Here is a 19,920-nt window from a genome sequence, read left to right as displayed (position 1 = left end):
ACAAGGCCTGCGCTTCGCGATCCGCGAAGGTGGCCGCACCGTCGGCTCCGGCGTCGTGTCCAAAGTTATCGAGTAATCTACGCACCTGCGTTGACCTCATGAAGGGGCTGCCATTAGGCAGCCCCTTTTTTGTTAAGCACGAGACACTGTCCCTGTGCTTGCCTTAGGGTAAGTAATGATTGAATGTGTTTCGGAATTGCTGGATAGAGGCGCGGTTGTGCGTCGTATTCGCACATCTCTGGCGCTTGCTATGACGCTGACCCCCTGGTGCAACTGATCAGGACCTCATGGCCCAACTGCCCTGCTACGGGGTGTAACGCGTCAGGGTGTCATGACACAGAATTCCGCGCTCGACGACAAGGCCACTCAGGCGATTGACCCGTTTCCCATTCGGTTGGTAAAGCGCGTATCGCTGGTTGTTTTGGGCCCGGTCTACTTTCTGTTTATCGCTTTTGTCCCCCTGCTTTGCGGCAAGAAAAAGGGCTTTCGCGGCTGGTATTGGCGGTTGGTCAAGCGGGCCTGTTCGCGGCTGTTGTGGTTGCTGAGCATTCGGGTTGAGATGTCGGACGACAACAAGCGCGACCTCGCTGAAGACACCGACAGCCTTATCGTGATCAATCACCGCAGTCATCTGGATGGGTTTACGCTGATGGATGTCGTGCCGGATGAGAAATGGTTCACCTTTGCGGCCAAGAAAGAGTTATGTGACGCGGCACTCTTGCGCGTGGGGTTCACTGGCGCGGGCCTGATTGAGATCAACCGCAAAAGTGGCAAGGTGGCGATGGAAACCCTGAGCGACGCGGTGCGCGAGATGCCCGCCCGGCGGTCTGTGGTGTTGTTCCCAGAAGGCACGCGCACGACAACCGAATCTCTGGGAGAGTTCAAGGCAGGCGCCGTTCTGGTCGCCCGCGAATCTGGCCGCAAAATCCGCCCCATCGTTATTCTGGATTCCGATCGCCTGTTGCCACGCGGTCGATTTGTGCCTGCAAGCGGCACGATCCGGGTCGTGGCACTGCCGCCGTTTGACTGTGACTTGGGCGCGTCCGTGGATGACGATGTTGCCCGGTTGCGCGCGTCTATGATGGCGGTATTTGACACCGGTGATGGCGCAGCAGAGGCCTAGGCGCAGGCCTCAGCCCAAATTCCCTTGTGTGGCCTGCGCCAAGGCGGCACTCTCGCCTTGGAGCTTTAGGAGACAAAGACTGTGTCGACCAAGTCAGATACCCGTGTGTTTTCAGAAACCCCATGGGACGCGCTGGATGTAGCTGACCTTGGGGCTGCGGCCTTGGTTCCGACAATGCTGAATGTGGATGAGCAGACTTTTTATGTCTGGCTGACCCGCGAATGGGCCAAAGGGCAGGGGGCTGTTGTTGACCTCGGTTCTTTTGCCGGTGGGTCGGCGGCCTGTCTGGCGGAAGGGGTGGCGCAATCGGAAAACGGTCAAACGGTCTATGGCTACGACAAATACAACATGGGCGATTTCAGCGTGTTTCAGACCCGCTATGACCGCTATCTGGCGACCTCACCTGCGCGTGATTGTGAAATCCCGGCCCGACCTTTACCGCCCTTCTCGGGCAATGACCTGTCGCCCTTGGTGGAGTTTTTTCTTGAGCCATGGGCGGATCTGTTCACGCTGGTCAAAGGCCAGATCGAACAGGCTGAATGGGATGCGGGCGATATCGAGATCTTGGTGATGGATGCGTCCAAGACCGCCGAAACTATGGACCGTATGAGTGCCACGTTTTTCCCCCACTTGATCCCCGGACACTCCATCGTCGTTCAGCAGGATTACCTGTGGTGGCAACAACCCTGGATCGCGGCGCAAATGGCGTTGCTACAGGATCACTTTGAACCGGTGGCCTATATCCCCGAGCATTCCGTCTCATTCCTGTGCACCAAAGCAATTTCGGCGAACAAAGTGGCCAAACTAGACGTGGCAATGATGAACGATCAGAAATTGATTCAAGCCCTGCGCGCAGCCAAACAACAGATGAAACCTTTTGGCGTTGATTGGCACATGCGTCGACTTATTCAGTCTGTGAAAGCCAATGAAGGTGTGCGCAAAGCGTTTCAGATGCAGGCAAAACCCTAGTCCTGCGCCCGCCCGACCCGTTGGTCCGCCTCAAGACGCTGCGCCTCAAGCGCACCCTGCAGGTCCAGCCGCAGGACCTCTTCTTCGTTTTCGGACATCTTGCGTGGGACCGGTGTTATCCATTCCTTGCACATCAGAACACCTTTTGATCGCGTTTGCGGCAACCACATGCGATCCCAAGTGGGCAACGCGCACACCTTGTCAGCAGAAAAGGTCACGACAAACACACGCTTGCCCGACGTCCGCGCCCAGACCAACGGCACCGTGGAACAGACCCGTTCGGGTCCCTTGGGCCCGTCGGCGGCAATGCCGATAGAATAACCCTGGCGGATTTTGCCAAGAATTTTTCGCGACGTGGTGACACCACGTTTCCCGGACTCCATGGCGATGGTTTCCATACCAAACCGGGTTTGAAACAGGCCTGCCATACGTCCGGCGCGCGCTCGGGAAGTCAGGGTGAAAATGCGTCCCAGATCCGTAGGGAACAGGTAAGGAGACATCATCAGACGTTGGTGCCACAAGACCACGATCACCGGCTCGCCAGCTTTCAGGCTTTCTTCCATCGGTTCAAAACCGATCCGCTGCCAGTCCGACTGCCGATAGGCGCGGCGCACCATCTTTTCGATCCGCCGGGCGACAAAAGCCTGCACGCGGGGGCTGTCAGCGATTTTCTTGCGAAGGCTCAAAACTCATACTCCCATGCGCCGCGTGATGTAGCGGCAATTGCCAAGCAGAGCAACTCTGCGCAAAGACGCAATTTTCCTCTTGAGTCCCGTGACGGGCTGGCATAGGAAACACGCGGCCTTAGGGGTATAGCTCAGCTGGTAGAGCGACGGTCTCCAAAACCGTAGGTCGCGGGTTCGAACCCTGCTGCCCCTGCCAAAATCTCATTAAAGAAACCAAATACTTACGAGGTATGCGCTTTACCTTGTGCAAGGGCTTTTTTCACCCGTGTAACACGGAAATGTAACATTTCTCATTCAGACGCCTAGAGTGCTGAGAGTTATGAGAGTTGGTTTTAGTAAATTTCTGTGCGGTGTTTTCCGACATTATTCGCGACCATTTGCGAATTTTCCAAAGAAGGGCGGAAAGCGGACTTTCGCTGCGTGAGCTAACCCTTTGAAGGGTTAAAAAGAAGCAGACATAGCGTGATCGGTGGGCCACAAAGGCACATTCTGACACAAAGGATGATTTCCACTAGGCGGAGTTACAACTCAGAGTCGAAATCAAGGAGATCACAACAACATTTCCGAGAGTTTGACGAAACACAAATGGGTTACGCGACAGCAGGCTTATAAGCTTGATCAAGCCCAATGTATGAAGGGCCGAATGCTTCGAGACCCCGTTGGGTAGTAAATGGTTCAGGAGCCGGTAGCACGATAACGGCAACATTCTGGCCGCTGAAATAGTTCGGGTTGGTGATCGGCGCACTAGTTTCCGTGTCGATCATGCAAATCAGATCGGGAATAGTGGCATGAACCGCGCCATTGAGACGCCCGATCATGTTCTCGTTCTTGAGCCAGATTCTGTATTCATCACCGGCAAATGCACCACCACCGGCGATTGTGACATTGCCATAAGTAAACCCATCGCGCGTTTCCCAATCGCAGTCGGAAACCGTACCGCGAAACGCAACGACGCCCTTGCCCTGCACAGCGACAGCCTCGGCGACGTCTGCGCCAGAGGCACGGCATTCGCGCCAGACCTGCCCCATGTGCATCGCTAGTGAAATCGCGCCAGGAATGACTGCGTCGCGGATTTCGCGGACTTCGAGCGCATGATCGATGGCAGCGATGTCATTGCGGCTGACCATGGAGAGGGCGCGCACGATATGTTCAGCGCGGGCGTCGTCCATCACGTTTTCGCAGATGATCGCCTCGCCAAACTCATTGGCCATAACAATGGGTGCGGCCGGCAGGCCGTTGATGTAGTAGGTTGAATGGGTGATCTCAGGCACCGCGCGACCTGCTGGATCGGCATCGATAATGTATGCTCCTGCCATGGCGGCAGCATAGAAAGACGCGGCTGTATTGGACCCACCAAGCTCGCAGGAAATCGTTCCGTAAAACTTTCGGCCCAGATAGGTCTCGAAACGTGCATAAGCGGCCAGGATAGAGGACTCACCGCTGCGCGGCAGGCGTTCATAGAGCTTTTCTTCTTCTTCCGGCAGAGCCGAGATCGCCCCCAGCATGTAAGGCGTGCAAACCAGCGCATCCTGTGGGGCTTCGTCCAGATCAACCATGATGAACTCTTTACCCTTGGCCAGCGCGTCGTCGATCATGGCAAAGCCTTCGGATAACTCGCCACCGCCTCCGGTACCCAGGATGGCGGCGCCGTGGAGAATGTCTTCCAGATCCTGTCGGGAAAGTTTTTTCATGGGTCACATCCGGTGTTGGTGGGGGCAGCCTAGTCTCGCGACGCCCCAAGGAGTTTCAGAAGATCGGTGATGGTCGACAGCACCAGTAAGACGCCGATGGTCAAAAGCGCAAAGCCCATGGCAGCCGAGGCGACGACAGGGGTGTAGCCATAGCGCAGGTTGTTAAAGATGCGGATCGGCAGGGTTTCAACGGCAAAGCCCGAGACCATGTATGAAATCAGGTATTCGTTGACGCTGATAATGGCGACAAGGGCATAGCCGGTGATGACATAAGGCAAAACCAGCGGGAAGATGACCTTGACGAACGTCTGCCACGGGGTTGCGCCCATCGTGCGACTGGCCTCGATCACGTCACCCGACAGGGCCGCGAACCCGCGCGCAATGATGACAAGCGGCAAGGTGACAAAGAACACCCCATGCGAGATCACGGTGGCCTCGGCTCGGCCATACCAGCCCATCTCGGCCCAGAAGACGCTGGCGCCCATGGCGATGATGATCGGTGGCAGCATGAAGGGACCGACGCCCAGGGCAAAGACCAGTTTGCCAAAGCCGGATTTCAGGCGCCACAGGACATAGTTCGCGGCTAGCGCGATGGACACGGCCAAGAGTCCGGCAAATGCGGCAATGACCAGCGAGTTACGGATCGGGATCAGCCAGTCCCTTTGCGTCAGCAGTTCGGTGTACCAACGCGCTGACAGTTCCTGAGGCGGGAAGGATATGTTGCTCTCGGCACTGATCGAGACACCGGCAACGATCAAGAACGGCAGGATCAGGCCGGTGGCGATGGCGGTCACAAACAGGCGTTTCAAAAGGGTGCTCATGATGCGGCTCCCTTCTTGCGAGAGGCCAGCATCAGGCCGCCGATGATGATCAGGGTAAACACCAGCATGATGACCGAAAGGGCTGCGCCAAGCGGCATGTTGGCGTCACCCACGGCCTTGTCCGTGATGATCACCGTCATGTTCCAGTCCTGTGGGCGACCCAGCATGGTGGGCATAACAAAGACGCCGAGGAAATAGACGAACATGGTGACGACGGACGAGATGATCGCCGACCAGAAATTCGGCAGAACCACCTTGGTGAAGACGCGCAATGGGGGCGTACCAAGGGTCAGCGCGGCCTCTTCGATACTTCGGTCACGCTGGGCCATCTGCGGATAAAACATCAGGGCGACCAGCGAGAACCCCAGCGTGATGAAACCGATCAGCATGGCGCCAAAGCTGGGCGACAGCGAACGCGGGTCTTCCCAGAGGCCAATCCAGCCAAGGAACTTGGGGATGCCCGAGCTTTCTGACATCAGGATCAGCCAAGCGAAACCGATGATGACTTCGCTGAGGCACATCAGAGATAATAACAGGATGACCCAGAACAGTTGCCAACGGCGCGACATGTCGACGATGATGTACATCGCCGGAAAGGCCAGAAGTACAACGACAATCGCGCCGAGCGACGATGACCAGAGCGAGCGCATGGAAACGGTGTAGTAAAAGGACGAGAAGAACTTGGCGTAATTGTCCCAGACAAAGGCCACGTTGTAGAACCCCAGCGGGTCGCGTTCGTAAAAGCTGACCACAACCATGAAGGCCAGCGGCGCCAGGAAAAAGACCGACATCATCGCCAGCGGAAACAGTCCGATCAGGTGGGGGTCCAGCGCGCGTTTCATGACGGAATCACCCACGCATGGTCGAGGTCACAGACGATCTCGGCGCGGTCGCCCACGGCGAACTCTGGCGCGCGATCCGAGACCATGGTGTGCACGAACGTGCGCTCCGCGACGCTAAGCTCGGTCTCGATCGAGGCGCCGAGGTGGCGAACAAAGCCCACCGTGCCAACCAGCCCACGGGTTTGATCTGTCACGGCTTTGAGGCTCAGGTATTCGGGACGCACGGCAATGGTGTAAAGGCCTGAAAAGTCTTTCAGGTCACCTGTTGGTGTGCCGACAGGGGTCCCGTCCAGTAGGGCTGGCCCGCCGGGAGTGAACTCGGGCGAGAAGATGTTGTTGGTGCCCATAAAATCCGCCACGAACCGCGTTTGCGGGCAGGCATAGACTTCGGTCGGGGTGCCAGCCTGTTCAATGCGGCCTTCGTTCAAGATCACGATGCGGTCGGCGATCGACATGGCCTCGTTCTGATCATGGGTGACGAATATCGTCGTCACGCCCAGTTTGCGCTGAAGCTTTTTCACCTCGATCTGGAGGTGTTCGCGAAGGCCCGCATCCAGCGCGCTAAAGGGTTCGTCCATCAGGAACAGGGTGGGTTCAATCGCAAGTGCACGGGCGATGGCGACGCGCTGGCGCTGACCACCGGAGAGGGCCGAGACAGGGCGGTCAAAGAAGCCCGACAGCCCCACCACGTCCAGCAATTTACGCGCACGCTCCAGGCGCTTGGCCTTGTCCACACCGCGCACCTCTAACCCGTAGGCGATGTTTTGGCCGACATTGAGGTGAGGGAACAGGGCGAGGCTTTGGAACACCATACCCACGTTGCGTTTGTGGCATTGAACAGCCGAAAGATCATCACCATCCAGCATCATTTGCCCCGAGGTCTGCTCTTCCAGCCCTGCAATGATGCGTAAGAGCGTGGTCTTGCCGCAGCCAGACCCCCCGAGGAGGCAAATGAACTCGCCCGAGGCGATGTCGAGGCTCACGTCCGAAAGCGCCTGGAAGGACCCAAAGGACTTTTGAATGTTCTGGAGAGAAAGCTGAGCCATTGTGCTGCGCCCTTGTTGGTGTCGGGCCGACGGCGGTGCGCCGACCCGACGGGGAGTGTGCGTTACTGCGAGATCATCTCGAGGTACTTGTCCGACAACCAGTCACCTTCGCGCAGGTGGATGTGGGTCTGGCTACGGATTGGCTCGCCCGTGCTGCCAACCGAGGCGAACTCTTCATCCGTCAGGTCCATCGAGTCGCGCTTAGCCACTGGAGCGGTACCCAGATTGCGCGCCATCTTGGCCTGAACGTCAGGGCGGATCATGTAGTTAATGAATTTCTCAGCGGCTTCGACGTTCTGTGAGTCGCGCGGTACGATCCAATACGCGTCGCCCAGGATGCCGCCCTCTTTCGGGAAAGTCGAGACAACCGGCAGGCCATCCATGGCCGAAAGCATGGTGACGTCGTGGTAGTATAGGCCACCGACCAGTTCACCGGCTTCGAGGCTTTGCTGGAACTGGCCTTCGTCGCGGTACCACAACTGCACCTGAGGTTTTAGCTCGGCAATTTTGGCAATGACTTTTTCCAGCCCTTCACGGGTTTCCATGATCTCGTAACCTCCAAAGAAGGTCAGAGCCGTGGCTTCCATCAAACCGCTGTTGGCGTTCGATGTCAGGCCCAGTTTTCCATCCCAGTCGCGGGTCCAGAGCTCGGCCCAGGTTGTGGGCGCGTCAGCCACAGCGTTAGTGTTCGTGACAAAGGTGGTGTACCACGACAGGGCTCCAACGGCTTGCAGCTTGCCGTCCTCGCTGGATTTGGTGAAACCGTCCAGCAGGGTTTTGGTGTTTGGAATGGCACCGCCGTCCAGTTCCGCCCAAAGGCCAATGGATTGGCCGCGGACAAAGACTTCGTCAGCGACCAATGACAGATCGGCCGGGGCCTTCTTGGCACGGGCGGCGTTGGTCAACTGAGTCAGCCAAGCCTGATCGGCGGGCTGAGCGATGGAACGCACAGTAATGCCTGTTTCTTCAGTAAACCCAGGATAGATTACGTCGCGCAGGGTTTCTTCGAAAAAGCCGCCCCAAGCGCTGACGGTAATTTCTTCGGCCAAAGCAGCGCTACCCGAGAAGGTCAGCAGGCTGGCGGCAAGGGTAATGGAGTTTCGAATTTTCATGAGGTTGGCTCCCTTGATCGAGTTGCTTCGTCACGACGAGATGCCGCGACCCATTGGCATTCTTGATTGCGATTACCGTAAGCAAGCCTCATCTGAGGAACCATATCGATCTGATGATCTATTCATAAGCCAATCGACATGTATCGTTTTTTTTGGTTTTCTTTCAGACGGATCAAGGCAGGGGAACAACATGCGTCTGACCGACATAGACCTGAGATTGCTGCGCGTTTTCAAAGCCGTGGCCGAGGTAGGAGGGTTTGTAAAGGCTCAGACCGAGCTTGGAATCAGCCAGCCCGCGATCAGTTCTCATATTGCCAATCTCGAGCAACGCCTGAACGTCCGTCTATGCAATCGTGGACGTCAGGGTTTCTCCCTTACCTCCGAAGGGCAGCAGGTTCTGACAGAAACCAACCGGCTTTTGGCGCATCTGGACTCTTATGCGACTCGCCTGAACGAAATCGGGCGCGACACCGAGGCTCTGGTTCGTATTGGCGTTGTGGACTGTTTGGTCACGGATTCGAACAACCCGTTGACCGTCGCGATCCGGGCCGCAAAGGGGCGTTTTGCCAATCTGCACGTTCGGGTCGGTGTTTATGACTATCTTGATTGCCTGACCGAGTTGCGCGCGGGGCGGCTGGACATCGCCCTTGTCGGTCTGGATCTGGATGACCACGTGCCTGATGATGTGGAGGCAAAACACATCTATGATGAAGCCAGCGGTTTGCATTGCAGTCCGGACCATCCCTGCAACGCGGCAACTGACCGTAACGACCTCAAGGCGCTGTTGCAAAACAGCAAAATATCGGCACACAGTTTTTTGAGCAATCCGATTGATGAGGCGCTGGATATTCGCCTGCTAGACGAGAATGCAGATGTTTCCCAAGGCAACATCGAGTCCACGACATACTTGACGCTGGCCGGAACCCATATCGGGCTGATCCCTTTGCACTATGCTGACTTCTGGGTGCGAAGGGGCGAGTTAATTGAACTTGCGCCGGATGATTACCGGGTGGTCTCCGAAGTCCACGAACTACGCTTGAAATCTCGTTTGCACAACGAAGCTGCCAGTTGGGTTTGGGACAACTTGTAAAACGCGATCATTTCTTAATCCCTTTTGCTTTAAGACAGGTCGTAGGAACGTTTTGAATGGTTGATTGTTTCGAGGCCTTTTTCGCACTACGTCCGAAAGTCCGGTTCGACGGGTTGCGTCGAGGCATCAAGACCAACTTCCAATGGCGGCAATGGGCCGTTCGCTGCAGTGGCGGGTATTAGACGGGGTTCGATTGCTGCAGCACTCACATTCTGTCGATAAGGGCGGATTGCGGACCTTCGCTGCGCTTTGAACCAAGGTCTGCTCAGCGGACACTACAGTCGTTCGCTGCCCCCGCTTTATTTTCGCAGCCTCTGTGTGGGCTCTAGGAGGTGTGACGGGTTGCTCACTCATACTGCGCTAAGCACGAATGTCCGCTACCCGTGAAAAACACAAACTCATCAAAGTATACGATACTTCCTCAAATCATCGCTAACACGCGTGCGTGAACCGGTTTGCCGGCCGATTCAAACAGAGACACCCTTCAACAACGCTTCTTTCGAAAGATCACCCTTCGTCCCGGCCATTATCACCTCGCCGCGGCGCAGCACGACAAAACGATCGGCTAGACCATAGGCGAACTCGAAATACTGCTCGACCAACACAATGGCCATGTCGCCGCGATCCCGCAGCAGTTTGATGACCTCGCCGATCTGCTGGATGATGTTGGGCTGAATGCCCTCGGTCGGCTCGTCCAAAAGCAAGAGCCGAGGCTTGGTAATCAGTGCCCGCGCAATGGCCAGCTGTTGCTGCTGGCCACCCGACAAGTCACCGCCGCGCCGATGCAGGAACTCTTTCAGGATCGGGAACAGTTCAAAGATCTCATCTGGCACAAAATGCTGATCCTTGGGCAGGCAGGCAAAGCCGGTCTCAAGGTTCTCGCGAACCGTGAGCAGCGGGAAAACCTCGCGCCCCTGCGGGACATAGGCAATCCCCTTGTGCGCCAGCTTGTGCGCGGGCAGCACGCCCAGCGCCTCGCCGTTCAGTTCCACGTCCCCACCTGAACGCGGATGCGTGCCCGAGATCGCCTTGATGAGGCTGGTCTTGCCAACGCCATTGGTGCCCATGACGCAGGTCACTTCGCCCAAAGCGGCCTCCATCGAGATGCCGTTGAGGATTTGCGAATGCCCATAATGCAAGGTCAGATCGGTCAGTTTCAGCATGGTTCAGCGCCCCAGATATACATCAATGACCTCTTGGTTCGAGGTGACATGGTCGAGACTGCCCTCGGCCAGAACCGAGCCCTCATGCAGCACGGTGACCTTGCAGTTCAAGCGGCGGACAAACTCCATATCGTGTTCCACAACGACAACAGCGCGGGTCTTTGCGGCCTCCAACAACAAGTCCGTAGTGTGTTCGCGTTCCTGCGGCGTCATCCCTGCGGCGGGTTCATCGACCAGCAGCAACCGCGGTTCCTGCGCCAGAAGCATGCCAATCTCAAGCCACTGCTTCTGCCCGTGGCTCAACTCACCGGATTTGCGGGTCAACTCGTCGACCAGACCGATTTCCGTTGCCAGTTCGGCCACCTTGTCGAGGTCTTCCGGCTTCGCCCGATAGGACAGAACCGGCAGCCATCCGCGCGGTTTCTTCAAGGCCATGAGCAGGTTTTCCTGCACCGTCTGGTCTTCAAATACCGTGGGTTTCTGGAACTTTCGCCCGATCCCCGCCTGCGCGATCTTGGCTTCGCTCATCTTGAGGAGAGATACGGACTTCTCCCCCCAGATCACCCGCCCCTCATCGGGTCTGGTTTTGCCCGTGACGATATCCATAAAGGTCGTCTTGCCCGCCCCGTTCGGCCCGATCACGGCGCGCAACTCGGCCTCGCCAATCTGGAACGACAGGTTGTTGATGGCGCGGAAGCCGTCAAAGGTGACGGAGACGCCGGAAACTTCGAGAAGCGTGCTCATTTGCTGGCCTCCTGTTCGCGCATGGCACCATCATTGGGGCCCAGATTTGCCCCATGGCGGTTGGGGGAACGTCTCTGGGTCCAGTAGTCGACCAGCCCACCCATGCCTTTCGGCGCAAAGAGCGTGACAGCGACAAAGGATAGGCCCAAGAGCACCAACCACCAGTCGACCCATTTGATGGTGTAAAAGCCCAGTGGAATGTTGGGGGCCTGACCGCCTGTGAACCATGTCGACAAGAGGCTGACAAAGGCCGCGCCGATGACGGCGCCATAAAGCCGTCCGCGTCCGCCAATGGCGACCCAGACCGCGAGATAGATCGAGGCAATCGGTGCGATCTCGGCCGGGTTGATGATGCCCGCCTGCGGGTAATAAAGCGCGCCAGCAATGGCGGCGATACAGGCGGTCAGCGTGAAGATCATCAGCTTGTAGGTCTCAACCGAGTAGCCCAGGAACCGCACCCGCGCCTCGTTATCGCGAATGCCGCGAATGACCGAGCCGAACTTGCCCGACACCACCCATGCGGCGAGCAGGTAGCCCAGCCCCAACGCCACGGCAGAAGCCCAGAGGAACCACAGAGACACCACGTCCTGAGATGCGTCGACTCCCGGCAGGTTCTGCAGGCCCGAAAGTCCGTTGTTGCCGCGCAGGCCGCTGTCGTTCTGAAAGAGGTAAAGCGCCAGGGCCAGTGTCATCGCTTGCGTTAGGATCGAAAGATACACGCCCGTCACCCGGCTGCGAAACGCCAGCCAGCCAAACACCAGAGCGAGGAGGCCTGGCACCAGCACCACCAACACCAGTTGCAGGAACAGACTATCTGCAAAGGCCCAGATCAACGGGAACTCATTCGCCCCCACGACGCCAAAGATCTGGTTGCCAATGGCATCCACGATCTCGGACCTGGTGGGGGGAATCTCGGTCTGAGACAACGACTCAACCACGATCAGCCGCGTGCGCTCGTACATCAGCCACATGCCGATCATATAGCCGCCCAAACCAAAGAAGGCGAAGTGCCCCAGCGACAGGATGCCGGTAAACCCCCAGATCAGATCCATCGCCACCGCGATCAGGCAGAGGCACAACGTCTTGCCCAGCGTCTTGACGAAACTGGTCGAGATCATGCCGACACCGAAGCCTTCGGAGAAGATGGTGACCATTAGCGTGAACAGCGCGAGGCAGGCGAGGAAGATCAGAACAGACGGGTTCTTGGCGATAAAGGAACGTTGCATGGATCAATCCCCCGCCGCGCGGCCTTTGAGGGCGATGATGCCCCTTGGCCGGAACTGAATGAAAATGATGATAAACACGATCATGTAGGTCTGGGCCGCCAGCGTGTTCGACGGGTTCAGCCACTCTATCCCTTTTTGCAGGAAGCCGATCATTGCAGCGCCCGCAAGCGTGCCCCAGATGTTGCCAACACCTCCCACGACCACGGTCATGAAGCTCTGCACGATATAGTCGTTGCCCAATTCTGAGGTCACCTTGGCAAAAAGCCCGATAGCCACCCCGGCGATGCCGGCAATGCCGGATCCAAGCCCAAAGGTCAGCATGTTGACCCGTCCCGGGTTGATCCCCATCGAGGCCGCCATTCGCGGGTTCTGCGTCACCGCACGGGTTTCCAGACCCAGCCGCGTGCGCTTCATGATAAAGAGGAACACGCCCAGGAAAATCAGCGCCAGAATGAAGATGGCGATGCGGATATAGCTGATCGACACCACGTCATTCATCATCCAAGCGCCATCCAGCCAGCCCGGGGCGGTCAGAGGACGTGCCTGTGTGCCAAAGATGTTCTTGGCCAGTTGTTGCAGAGCAATGGAAATCCCAAAGGTCGCCAGAAGCGTCTCCAGAGGGCGGGCATAGAGCCAGCGGATCACCAGACGTTCCATGGCCACGCCAGCGGCGAAGGTCACGGCAAAGGCCAGCGGGATCGCCACGATGATCGACACCGTGTGATCGGGGATGAACTGTTGCACCACATAACCTGTGTAAGCGCCCATCATGATGAACTCGCCATGGGCCATGTTGATCACGCCCATCACGCCGAACGTGATGGCAAGACCGATAGCGGCGAGGAAATAGATCGACGCGAGCGACAGCGCATCAAGCGTCAGGTCCAGCGTTTGGTTCACACCAACCTTAAGCGCGATCTTGTCGAGCGCACTTTGCGCCGCCGTTGTCACCTTAGCCGAAGGTTCGGCATAGGTCTCATAGAAAACATACGAGGTCAGCGCGGAATGAATCTCTGCCGATGTCACAAAGGACGGAACCTTGCCCGCCTCGGCCAGCGCGGCATAGGCGCGGGCGCGGGCTTCTTCCTCGTCCAGTTGTACAACCGGAACGCCGCCCACCTTTCCGCCCTCGATGTTTTCCGCCAACCTATGGCGCATCTCATCTGCCGTTACACGTGCTGGCGCAAAACCCTTGGCAACCAAAAGGTCATAGGCCTCAGCGTCAGAGAAGCTATCTTCTCCTGGGACCAAGATGACGGCGATGTTCACCCCGTTTGGCACGGTGCCAGGTGCTATGTTGCGCGTCGTCGCCACTAACGGGTTCAGCGTCGCACGCACATCGACGCCCAGATCGCCTGACATTTCCCCAATCGCCGCAATGCGCGCAGCCGTATCTTCATCGTACCCAATCGTCAGTAACCGTTCAAGACGCCGTTTCTGCGCCTTCAGGTCCGCATCCGGCTCGGGTTTGATCGAGGCGCGCAAGGGCGCCAGTAAAGCGGCCTCGGGGTCGCGCTGGATTGAGGTCAGGGCGTCCTGACGTTTCGCACGGTCAGAATCGAGCAGTTGGAATTGCACAAGTGCGGTGCCGATCATGGCGCGAATGCCACTGTTGGGCTTTAGCTGTTTCAGTTCTTTCTTGGGGAAAGTCCCAACCACCTCACCCGTATCGAAATCCGTCAGGTGATAGCTCTTGTCTTCAGCCTTTTCCCCGGCAAAGAGCAAACCATCTGACTTGCGCATCCACATCGATTTTGCCGCCCATGTCTCAAGCACCACCTGCGCCTGTGGCAGGCCGCTGTTCGCGATGGCGTCAATGGCCGGGCCGATGGTCTTGCGCGAGCTTTTGGCAATCACCGCTTGATGCTCTTGCAAAAGCGGCTGGATCGCACCCTCTTGGGCGGTTGCCATCACGCATGACAAGAGGATCGCGAGACCCGCAAGGAAAAGTCGTAACATGTCGGGAATGTCCACGTCTTGGGGTGGAAGGGGCCGGAAACCTGCCCCTTCGCCCGATTGGTCTTAGTAGTTCGACAGCGTCTGAACGCAGGTCTTGGTTTCGGTGTTGTACATACCACAGCCGAGGTCTTTCCAATCCGAGACCAGAACCGCCGATTCCGGCAGATAGTCGGTCCAGGCGTCTCCCGGCACTTCGGAAGTCTGGGAGATGATGTCAAACTGACCATCTTCCTGGATCTCGCCGATCAGTACCGGCTTGGCCAGGTGGTGGTTCGGCAGCATCACGGCGGTACCGCCGGTCAGGTTCGGGTATTCCTGGCCGTACATGGCCGAGCGCACGGCGTCGACTTCGATCGAACCGGCCTCAGTTGCCGCGTTTACCCACATGTTAAAGCCGATGTAGTGCGCTTCCATAGGATCGTTGGTGACGCGCGCTTCGCCCATTGTGGCTTTCCAGGTTTCCACGAACTCGGCGTTTACGTCGCTGTCCGCCGACTGGAAGTAGTTCCACGCCGCCAGGTGCCCCACGAGGTTCGAAGTGTCGAGACCGGCAAGCTCTTCTTCACCCACTGAGAAGGCCACAACAGGGATGTCATCTGCCGAAACGCCAGCCGCGGCCAGCTCTTTGTAAAAGCCAATGTTGGCGTCGCCGTTGATGGTCGAGATCACGCCAACCTTTTTACCGTCAGCACCCAGCGCAACCACGTCTGCCACGATTTTCGACCAGTCCGAATGACCAAAAGGTGTGTAGTTCACGAAGATATCGTCATCCGCGATGCCTTTGCCCTTAAGATAGCTTTCCAGGATATTGTTGGTGGTCCTGGGGTAGACATAGTCTGTGCCAAGCAGAGCGAATTTCTCGACCCCCAGTTCCTCCAGGAAATAATCGGTTGCAGGGATGGCCTGCTGGTTGGGGGCCGCACCGGTGTAAAACACGTTCTTCGACGATTCTTCGCCTTCGTACTGCACCGGGTAGAACAGCAACCCGTTCAGTTCTTCGATCACAGGCAGAACCGATTTGCGGCTCACCGAGGTCCAGTTGCCAAAGATCACGTCAACCTCGTGTACGGTCAGCAGCTCGCGGGCCTTTTCGGCAAACAGCGGCCAATCCGATGCCGGGTCGACCACCACGGCCTCCAGCTGTTTGCCCAGAAGGCCACCTTTTGCGTTCTGCTGGTCGATCAGCATCAGCATAGTGTCTTTCAGAGTGGTTTCAGAAATCGCCATCGTGCCAGACAGCGAGTGCAGCACGCCAACCTTGATGGTGTCTTCGGCGGCCATGGCAGCGGTGGCCAGCGTCGCAAAGACAGCCGATCCGGCGAGAGTGGATTTGAGAAAGTTCATACGATCCTCCAGGCGGGGTCGTCCGCTTCTGGGCTTGCACATATGTGGCCAATCCCATTAGCTATCCCCCGCAACTTGATGTTGCATTTCGTGTGGCGGCCGCTTCGAGGTCCAATTCGTATGGTCGCCACACACCCGCGTTTCCAGACATCATGTCCCGGCAGGTGCTCAATCGATTCTGCATCGCAGCAAAATAAGCAAACTTGCGACCAGTGAATCTCCGCAAAGCGGTTGCGAATGCCCACTTTTTGAACAGTTATCTCAACATCTGCACAACAATTAGCCAAACAGACCCGGTCACCGTCCCAAAATCGACGTTTACAATGTCGCTTTGCGACGATTGCATCACTTGTCAGTATGGGCTCAAAACTGCCGTTAGCTGCATTTGGCACCAAGGTCGGCAATGGGCCCAGTGTTGCCGTTGCTGGATGCAAGTCCAACGGCAGTTTTGTACGCATTGCAGACCTTGAAACGAAACGCGGCGAATGGCGGCTATGAGCCCATCTTGACGGATGCTGCAGTATGCAGGAATGGGTGAGAACCGCGCATTGCTGACATTGGACATGGCACGGACGGGGCCGTACCTGCTGTAGGAATGAATCAGGCATGCGGCAGTACTGTTTCTTTGAAAGCTGGCGTTGGTCCGAAACCTAATCAGCCTATCCTAAAGGCCAAGAACCATCCTGCCACGGAACAAGCGCTGTTGCAGATCCGCAAACAGAATCCTTGGCGAGCCGGGCCAGCCTCCGTCGCTATTGTGACAATTCCTTGGCGCACTGAAGATAGTAATGTCGGGTCGGGCAGTTGACCTGGTCGCGCGCGTGATCGCGCAGAATCTGCGCTTTCAATGCCGTGGCACGTGGCTTATCTTGGTTTGCGTAGATCAGCCGGTCGACCAGCTGTAGCGCCCACTGGTAATCACCGTCGCTTTGCGCCTTTTCGACAGCCCGAAAAACGCTGACTGCACCTCCCGCCAGTTTAATGAAGCGATGAGCTTCATCGTCCGGTGCCAGCGCATTCAGCGATGTCGAGTTTCCATCGAACCAGCCTACCGTACCGACGAAATAGGCCCGAACCGCGTAGGAAACACAACCATAGTATTCGCGCAAATGCGGCTTCTCGGCCAGTTCCGGAGGCAGTTTCACACTGTGCGCCAACTGGTCCATTGTCAGCCCGGCATCCATACCTTCGCGGGTTTCCCTGACAACATGGCGGATGGCATCGCGATAGTCCGTGAGGACGTCCTTGATTTGCGTGGCACCGAGTACCGCTTTGGTGTGGCCGGGTGCCAGAACCTCAGGTTCGAACGCCATGAGCTGATCCATCGTGTCAGCCCATGTGTCAAAGTCTCGGTACTCTGTACCGCGGATGGCGTAGAGGTTTGGAAAGGAACGATAAAAGTTGTCTCCTGAGAACAGCACCTTCTTCTCCGGGTACCAGACCACGAGATGGTCCGGTGTCTCTCCCGGTGCAATTGCAAGTTCCAAATCAATGCCACAGATTGTCAGGCGCTGGCCCTCATCGCCTATTTTGCGTGTGGGCGGCAGGATCCCGGCACCCATGCCCTCCAAAGGCCGATCGCCTGGGCCAACACCTATGCCGATGATCTCATCTGGATAGGATAATCCGATTCCAAACTGGCGCTTGGTCCGGGTCTGCATCGATTTTGTCGCGCGAGGGTGCTTGGTTGCCGCGATGAGGGCCTAATCGGCGGCGATTTGATGAAAGACGGCATCTCAACGAAGCCCGATCGCCTCAGAGTGCCACTGGAACGGCCGTCCACCCAAATCTAACAATCAGAGAGCTCCGAGCGGCAAAACGCCCGCAAATCCAACGGCTCAGGAAAAGCCGCGCAAACTCAGCCAGTTTCCACACAGCCTCGAGACGAAGCAGACATGTAACTTTTTCAAAATTTAAAGGATGCTGACCCGCGTCAAAGTCTTGGAGCGAAAGAAACGTTTCTTCTGTTTTAGCCCCAAAACAACAATGAAAATTCCCATATCCACTTCGGCAGTGGAAGCCTTCCAACTGCTCACTTAACTCTTATGGCAAAACCAACTCAGATCTCGTTAACCTGTTTATGTCGTTCAGGAAGATCAAGAAAAAGTTTCGGGAAACAGTATATTTTCCCGAAACTCCATCGGTGATTCAGCGTGGGGGTAAAACACCATGTGTTTTGTTACAGACCGTCCTAAGACGCTTGATTACGGCGGCGCAGACCGAACAAGATTGCCATGCCGCCAAGCAGCAGCGGCAGGCCTGCTGGCAGCGGAACAGGCGCTAAATCGGGTGATGTCGACGCGTAACCAAACGTCGCTCCAGTCAGGTCTGGGGCGCCGAAAACCGATGTAAGCGCGGTGGCGAACTGCGATGTGATTTCAAGCTCAATACCCGGCAAATCATCACCCGAACCGAATTCGAACAGGAATACATCGTTTGCGCCTCCGATCACGTCACCAAAAACACCGCCGGCAACAGTATCGATCAGGAAATTTGCGACGGTTGCTTGAGTTGTCAGCGAGGCCAAAGCCTGCAGTGTCACGCCCGATCCGTCGTGTTCAATAAGGAGGTCGTCAGGAGCAATAGCTGAACCACCGGTGATCGGGAATGAAAATACACTATCAGCAGCTGTAGCAGAGCCAAATGGGAAGCCGATCAAACCCAATCCGGTAAGATCAGCAGTTACGTCAACTTGCGTTATTCCTCCGGATATCACCGTTGACGCAGTTGCTTTTTCAGCGACCGGAACGGTAAGTCCAAGGACGATGGCAAGGCCAAGAATTCTCTGTTTAATCATGTTTAACTCCCAGTTTTAGGTTAACAGCTTGTTTACGTGTCTCATGTTGGTTTGGATCACCCAGCGAAAATTGGAAATGGGCATGATGCCAACTTAGGATCAGAGTTTTTCCTTAAAAAACAGTCGCTCTATTCTGCGGGATCACATGTTTGGCATCGGAGCTGAACAATTCGTGAAGCCAAAACAAACGGCAGAATCTGCAGCATCAAACGATCTAAGCCACAAAGCTTAACAGAGTTCCGCATCGCGCAATCTTGAATAAAGGGAAATGTGTCATTCAACTGCTGATATGCATTAGGCTCTAGAAGCAAAAGGCCCACGCATTTTGGGTGACGCCATTGTCCATTTTGGGCTCAAACTTGCAGTTCGCCGTCGATGCGAAATCCGTTGGGGATTGGCGTCATTCAGAGCGATACACTGGTGACAAAATCTAGAACGGGGGCAGGGCAGAGCCATAAGTCTGGCATAAATCCCGCCGTGCGCACGTTTTACCCCTTGGAAACCCGGCCCCGTTCGCCTAAATAACCCTCGAAGCAAAGCGTGCGATTCGTCGTGCGCTTTGTTTTGTTTCGTCCGAGACGGTGGGTGGCGCAAGCCATAATTCCTGCCTGAGGCGGGAAAGAACCAGATTTTCCGTGGGCTAGATGCTCTCGGGCGATAATGGCGATGCCCCGTAAATACGGACTTCATGCTGGGAAACCAGCGAATATGAGCCGGGGGGCACATGCTTCCCAAATTTGGAGTAAAACTGTGGATAGAGCCCAGAAAGAGAAAGTGGTCGAGGAACTCGGCCAGATCTTTGAAAGCTCTGGCGTCGTAGTGGTTGCCCACTACGCGGGCCTCACAGTTGCTGACATGCAAGACCTGCGCGCACGTGCGCGTGACGCAGGTGGTGCTGTTCGTGTTGCCAAAAACAAGCTCGCCAAGATCGCCCTCGAGGGCAAGCCCTGCGCAAGCATTGCTGACTATCTCGATGGCATGACCGTTCTGACCTATTCCGAGGACCCTGTGGCAGCTGCCAAAGTGGCCGAGGACTTCGCCAAAGAGAACAAAAAGTTCGAAATTCTTGGCGGTGCAATGGGTGAGAACGCTCTGGACCGATCCGGTGTACAAGCTGTGTCGAAAATGCCTTCGCGCGAGGAGCTCATTGCTTCGATCGTGGGCTGTATCGGCGCACCTGCTTCGAACATCGCCGGTGCCATTGGCGCGCCTGCAAGCAACATCGCCGGTATTCTGTCGACCATCGAGGATCGTGCAGAAGCCGCGTAAGCAACTTGAGAACCGCGTTTGGGAAGTTGCCCGACGTT

18 protein-coding genes and 1 tRNA gene are annotated in these 19,920 nt (G+C 56.6%); 6 read left to right on the top strand and 13 right to left on the bottom strand.

Features of this window, described 5'->3' with window-relative positions; all coding sequences use genetic code 11:
* From Q0932_RS20600 to Q0932_RS19670, 3 genes are all read left to right on the top strand, one after another.
* Positions 1-76: hypothetical protein (locus Q0932_RS20600; protein WP_366141440.1), on the top strand; the 76-nt coding region annotated here is incomplete at its 5' end.
* A 255-nt stretch (positions 77-331) separates the two neighbouring features.
* Complete coding sequence (locus Q0932_RS19675; RefSeq protein ID WP_299356825.1) at positions 332-1,123, top strand: lysophospholipid acyltransferase family protein; 792 nt, start codon at positions 332-334, stop codon at positions 1,121-1,123.
* 81 nt (positions 1,124-1,204) lie between these two features.
* A complete protein-coding gene (locus Q0932_RS19670; RefSeq protein WP_299356823.1) occupies positions 1,205-2,092 on the top strand; it encodes a hypothetical protein in 888 nt (295 codons plus the stop codon).
* Here Q0932_RS19670 and Q0932_RS19665 read toward each other — a convergent pair.
* A complete protein-coding gene (locus Q0932_RS19665; RefSeq protein WP_299356821.1) occupies positions 2,089-2,778 on the bottom strand; it encodes a DUF374 domain-containing protein in 690 nt (229 codons plus the stop codon). The two genes, Q0932_RS19670 and Q0932_RS19665, sit on opposite strands and share 4 nt — an antisense overlap.
* Before the next feature lie 120 nt (positions 2,779-2,898).
* Between Q0932_RS19665 and Q0932_RS19660 the strand changes: the two genes are divergently transcribed.
* Positions 2,899-2,974: transfer RNA gene (locus tag Q0932_RS19660), tRNA-Trp, on the top strand.
* A 394-nt stretch (positions 2,975-3,368) separates the two neighbouring features.
* Here the strand turns inward: Q0932_RS19660 and Q0932_RS19655 are convergent.
* The 5 genes from Q0932_RS19655 to Q0932_RS19635 all read right to left on the bottom strand — a co-directional run bounded on the left by Q0932_RS19655 (position 3,369) and on the right by Q0932_RS19635 (position 8,290).
* Positions 3,369-4,469, bottom strand: a complete 1,101-nt coding sequence (locus Q0932_RS19655; RefSeq protein ID WP_299356819.1) for a DUF917 domain-containing protein — start codon at positions 4,467-4,469, stop codon at positions 3,369-3,371.
* A gap of 29 nt (positions 4,470-4,498) precedes the next feature.
* Positions 4,499-5,290: an ABC transporter permease gene (locus Q0932_RS19650; RefSeq protein ID WP_299356817.1), complete on the bottom strand. Its 792-nt coding sequence runs from the start codon at positions 5,288-5,290 to the stop codon at positions 4,499-4,501.
* Complete coding sequence (locus Q0932_RS19645; RefSeq protein WP_299356815.1) at positions 5,287-6,132, bottom strand: ABC transporter permease; 846 nt, start codon at positions 6,130-6,132, stop codon at positions 5,287-5,289. The genes Q0932_RS19650 and Q0932_RS19645 overlap by 4 nt, the downstream gene beginning before the upstream one ends.
* Positions 6,129-7,178 carry an ABC transporter ATP-binding protein gene (locus Q0932_RS19640; protein WP_299356813.1) on the bottom strand — a complete coding sequence of 350 codons (1,050 nt, stop codon included), beginning with the start codon at positions 7,176-7,178 and terminating at the stop codon, positions 6,129-6,131. Before Q0932_RS19640 ends, Q0932_RS19645 begins: the two co-directional genes overlap by 4 nt.
* Before the next feature lie 62 nt (positions 7,179-7,240).
* Positions 7,241-8,290, bottom strand: coding sequence for an extracellular solute-binding protein (locus Q0932_RS19635; protein WP_299356811.1), 1,050 nt, complete (start codon positions 8,288-8,290; stop codon positions 7,241-7,243).
* A gap of 190 nt (positions 8,291-8,480) precedes the next feature.
* On the opposite strand from Q0932_RS19635, the gene Q0932_RS19630 reads away from it, so the two are divergent.
* Positions 8,481-9,380 (top strand): LysR family transcriptional regulator, encoded by a 900-nt coding sequence (locus Q0932_RS19630; RefSeq protein WP_299356809.1) that lies wholly within the window; start codon positions 8,481-8,483, stop codon positions 9,378-9,380.
* Between the two features lie 467 nt (positions 9,381-9,847).
* On the opposite strand, the gene urtE is transcribed toward Q0932_RS19630, so the two are convergent.
* The 7 genes from urtE to Q0932_RS19595 form a co-directional block, all read right to left on the bottom strand.
* Entirely contained in the window at positions 9,848-10,543 is a 696-nt protein-coding gene (urtE, locus tag Q0932_RS19625) for an urea ABC transporter ATP-binding subunit UrtE (protein WP_299356808.1), read from the bottom strand.
* Between the two features lie 3 nt (positions 10,544-10,546).
* Complete coding sequence (gene urtD, locus Q0932_RS19620; protein ID WP_299356806.1) at positions 10,547-11,287, bottom strand: urea ABC transporter ATP-binding protein UrtD; 741 nt, start codon at positions 11,285-11,287, stop codon at positions 10,547-10,549.
* On the bottom strand, positions 11,284-12,513 hold the full coding sequence (gene urtC, locus Q0932_RS19615; protein WP_299356804.1) for an urea ABC transporter permease subunit UrtC: 1,230 nt from the start codon (positions 12,511-12,513) through the stop codon (positions 11,284-11,286). The genes urtD and urtC overlap by 4 nt, the downstream gene beginning before the upstream one ends.
* Positions 12,514-12,516: 3 nt before the next feature.
* On the bottom strand, positions 12,517-14,424 hold the full coding sequence (gene urtB, locus Q0932_RS19610; RefSeq protein WP_299356827.1) for an urea ABC transporter permease subunit UrtB: 1,908 nt from the start codon (positions 14,422-14,424) through the stop codon (positions 12,517-12,519).
* 111 nt (positions 14,425-14,535) lie between these two features.
* Positions 14,536-15,816, bottom strand: a complete 1,281-nt coding sequence (urtA, locus tag Q0932_RS19605) for an urea ABC transporter substrate-binding protein (RefSeq protein ID WP_299356802.1) — start codon at positions 15,814-15,816, stop codon at positions 14,536-14,538.
* Between the two features lie 752 nt (positions 15,817-16,568).
* Positions 16,569-17,477 carry an alkyl sulfatase dimerization domain-containing protein gene (locus tag Q0932_RS19600; protein ID WP_299356800.1) on the bottom strand — a complete coding sequence of 303 codons (909 nt, stop codon included), beginning with the start codon at positions 17,475-17,477 and terminating at the stop codon, positions 16,569-16,571.
* A gap of 530 nt (positions 17,478-18,007) precedes the next feature.
* Positions 18,008-18,613 (bottom strand): hypothetical protein, encoded by a 606-nt coding sequence (locus tag Q0932_RS19595; protein WP_299356798.1) that lies wholly within the window; start codon positions 18,611-18,613, stop codon positions 18,008-18,010.
* A gap of 750 nt (positions 18,614-19,363) precedes the next feature.
* On the opposite strand from Q0932_RS19595, the gene rplJ reads away from it, so the two are divergent.
* Positions 19,364-19,882, top strand: coding sequence for a 50S ribosomal protein L10 (gene rplJ / locus Q0932_RS19590; protein WP_299356796.1), 519 nt, complete (start codon positions 19,364-19,366; stop codon positions 19,880-19,882).
* Positions 19,883-19,920 lie beyond the last annotated feature (38 nt).

This window comes from uncultured Shimia sp. (genome assembly GCF_947498095.1).
Taxonomy (GTDB): Bacteria; Pseudomonadota; Alphaproteobacteria; order Rhodobacterales; family Rhodobacteraceae; genus Shimia.
Note: the sequence above shows the minus strand (reverse complement) of the source record. Positions and strands in the feature narration are given on the sequence as shown.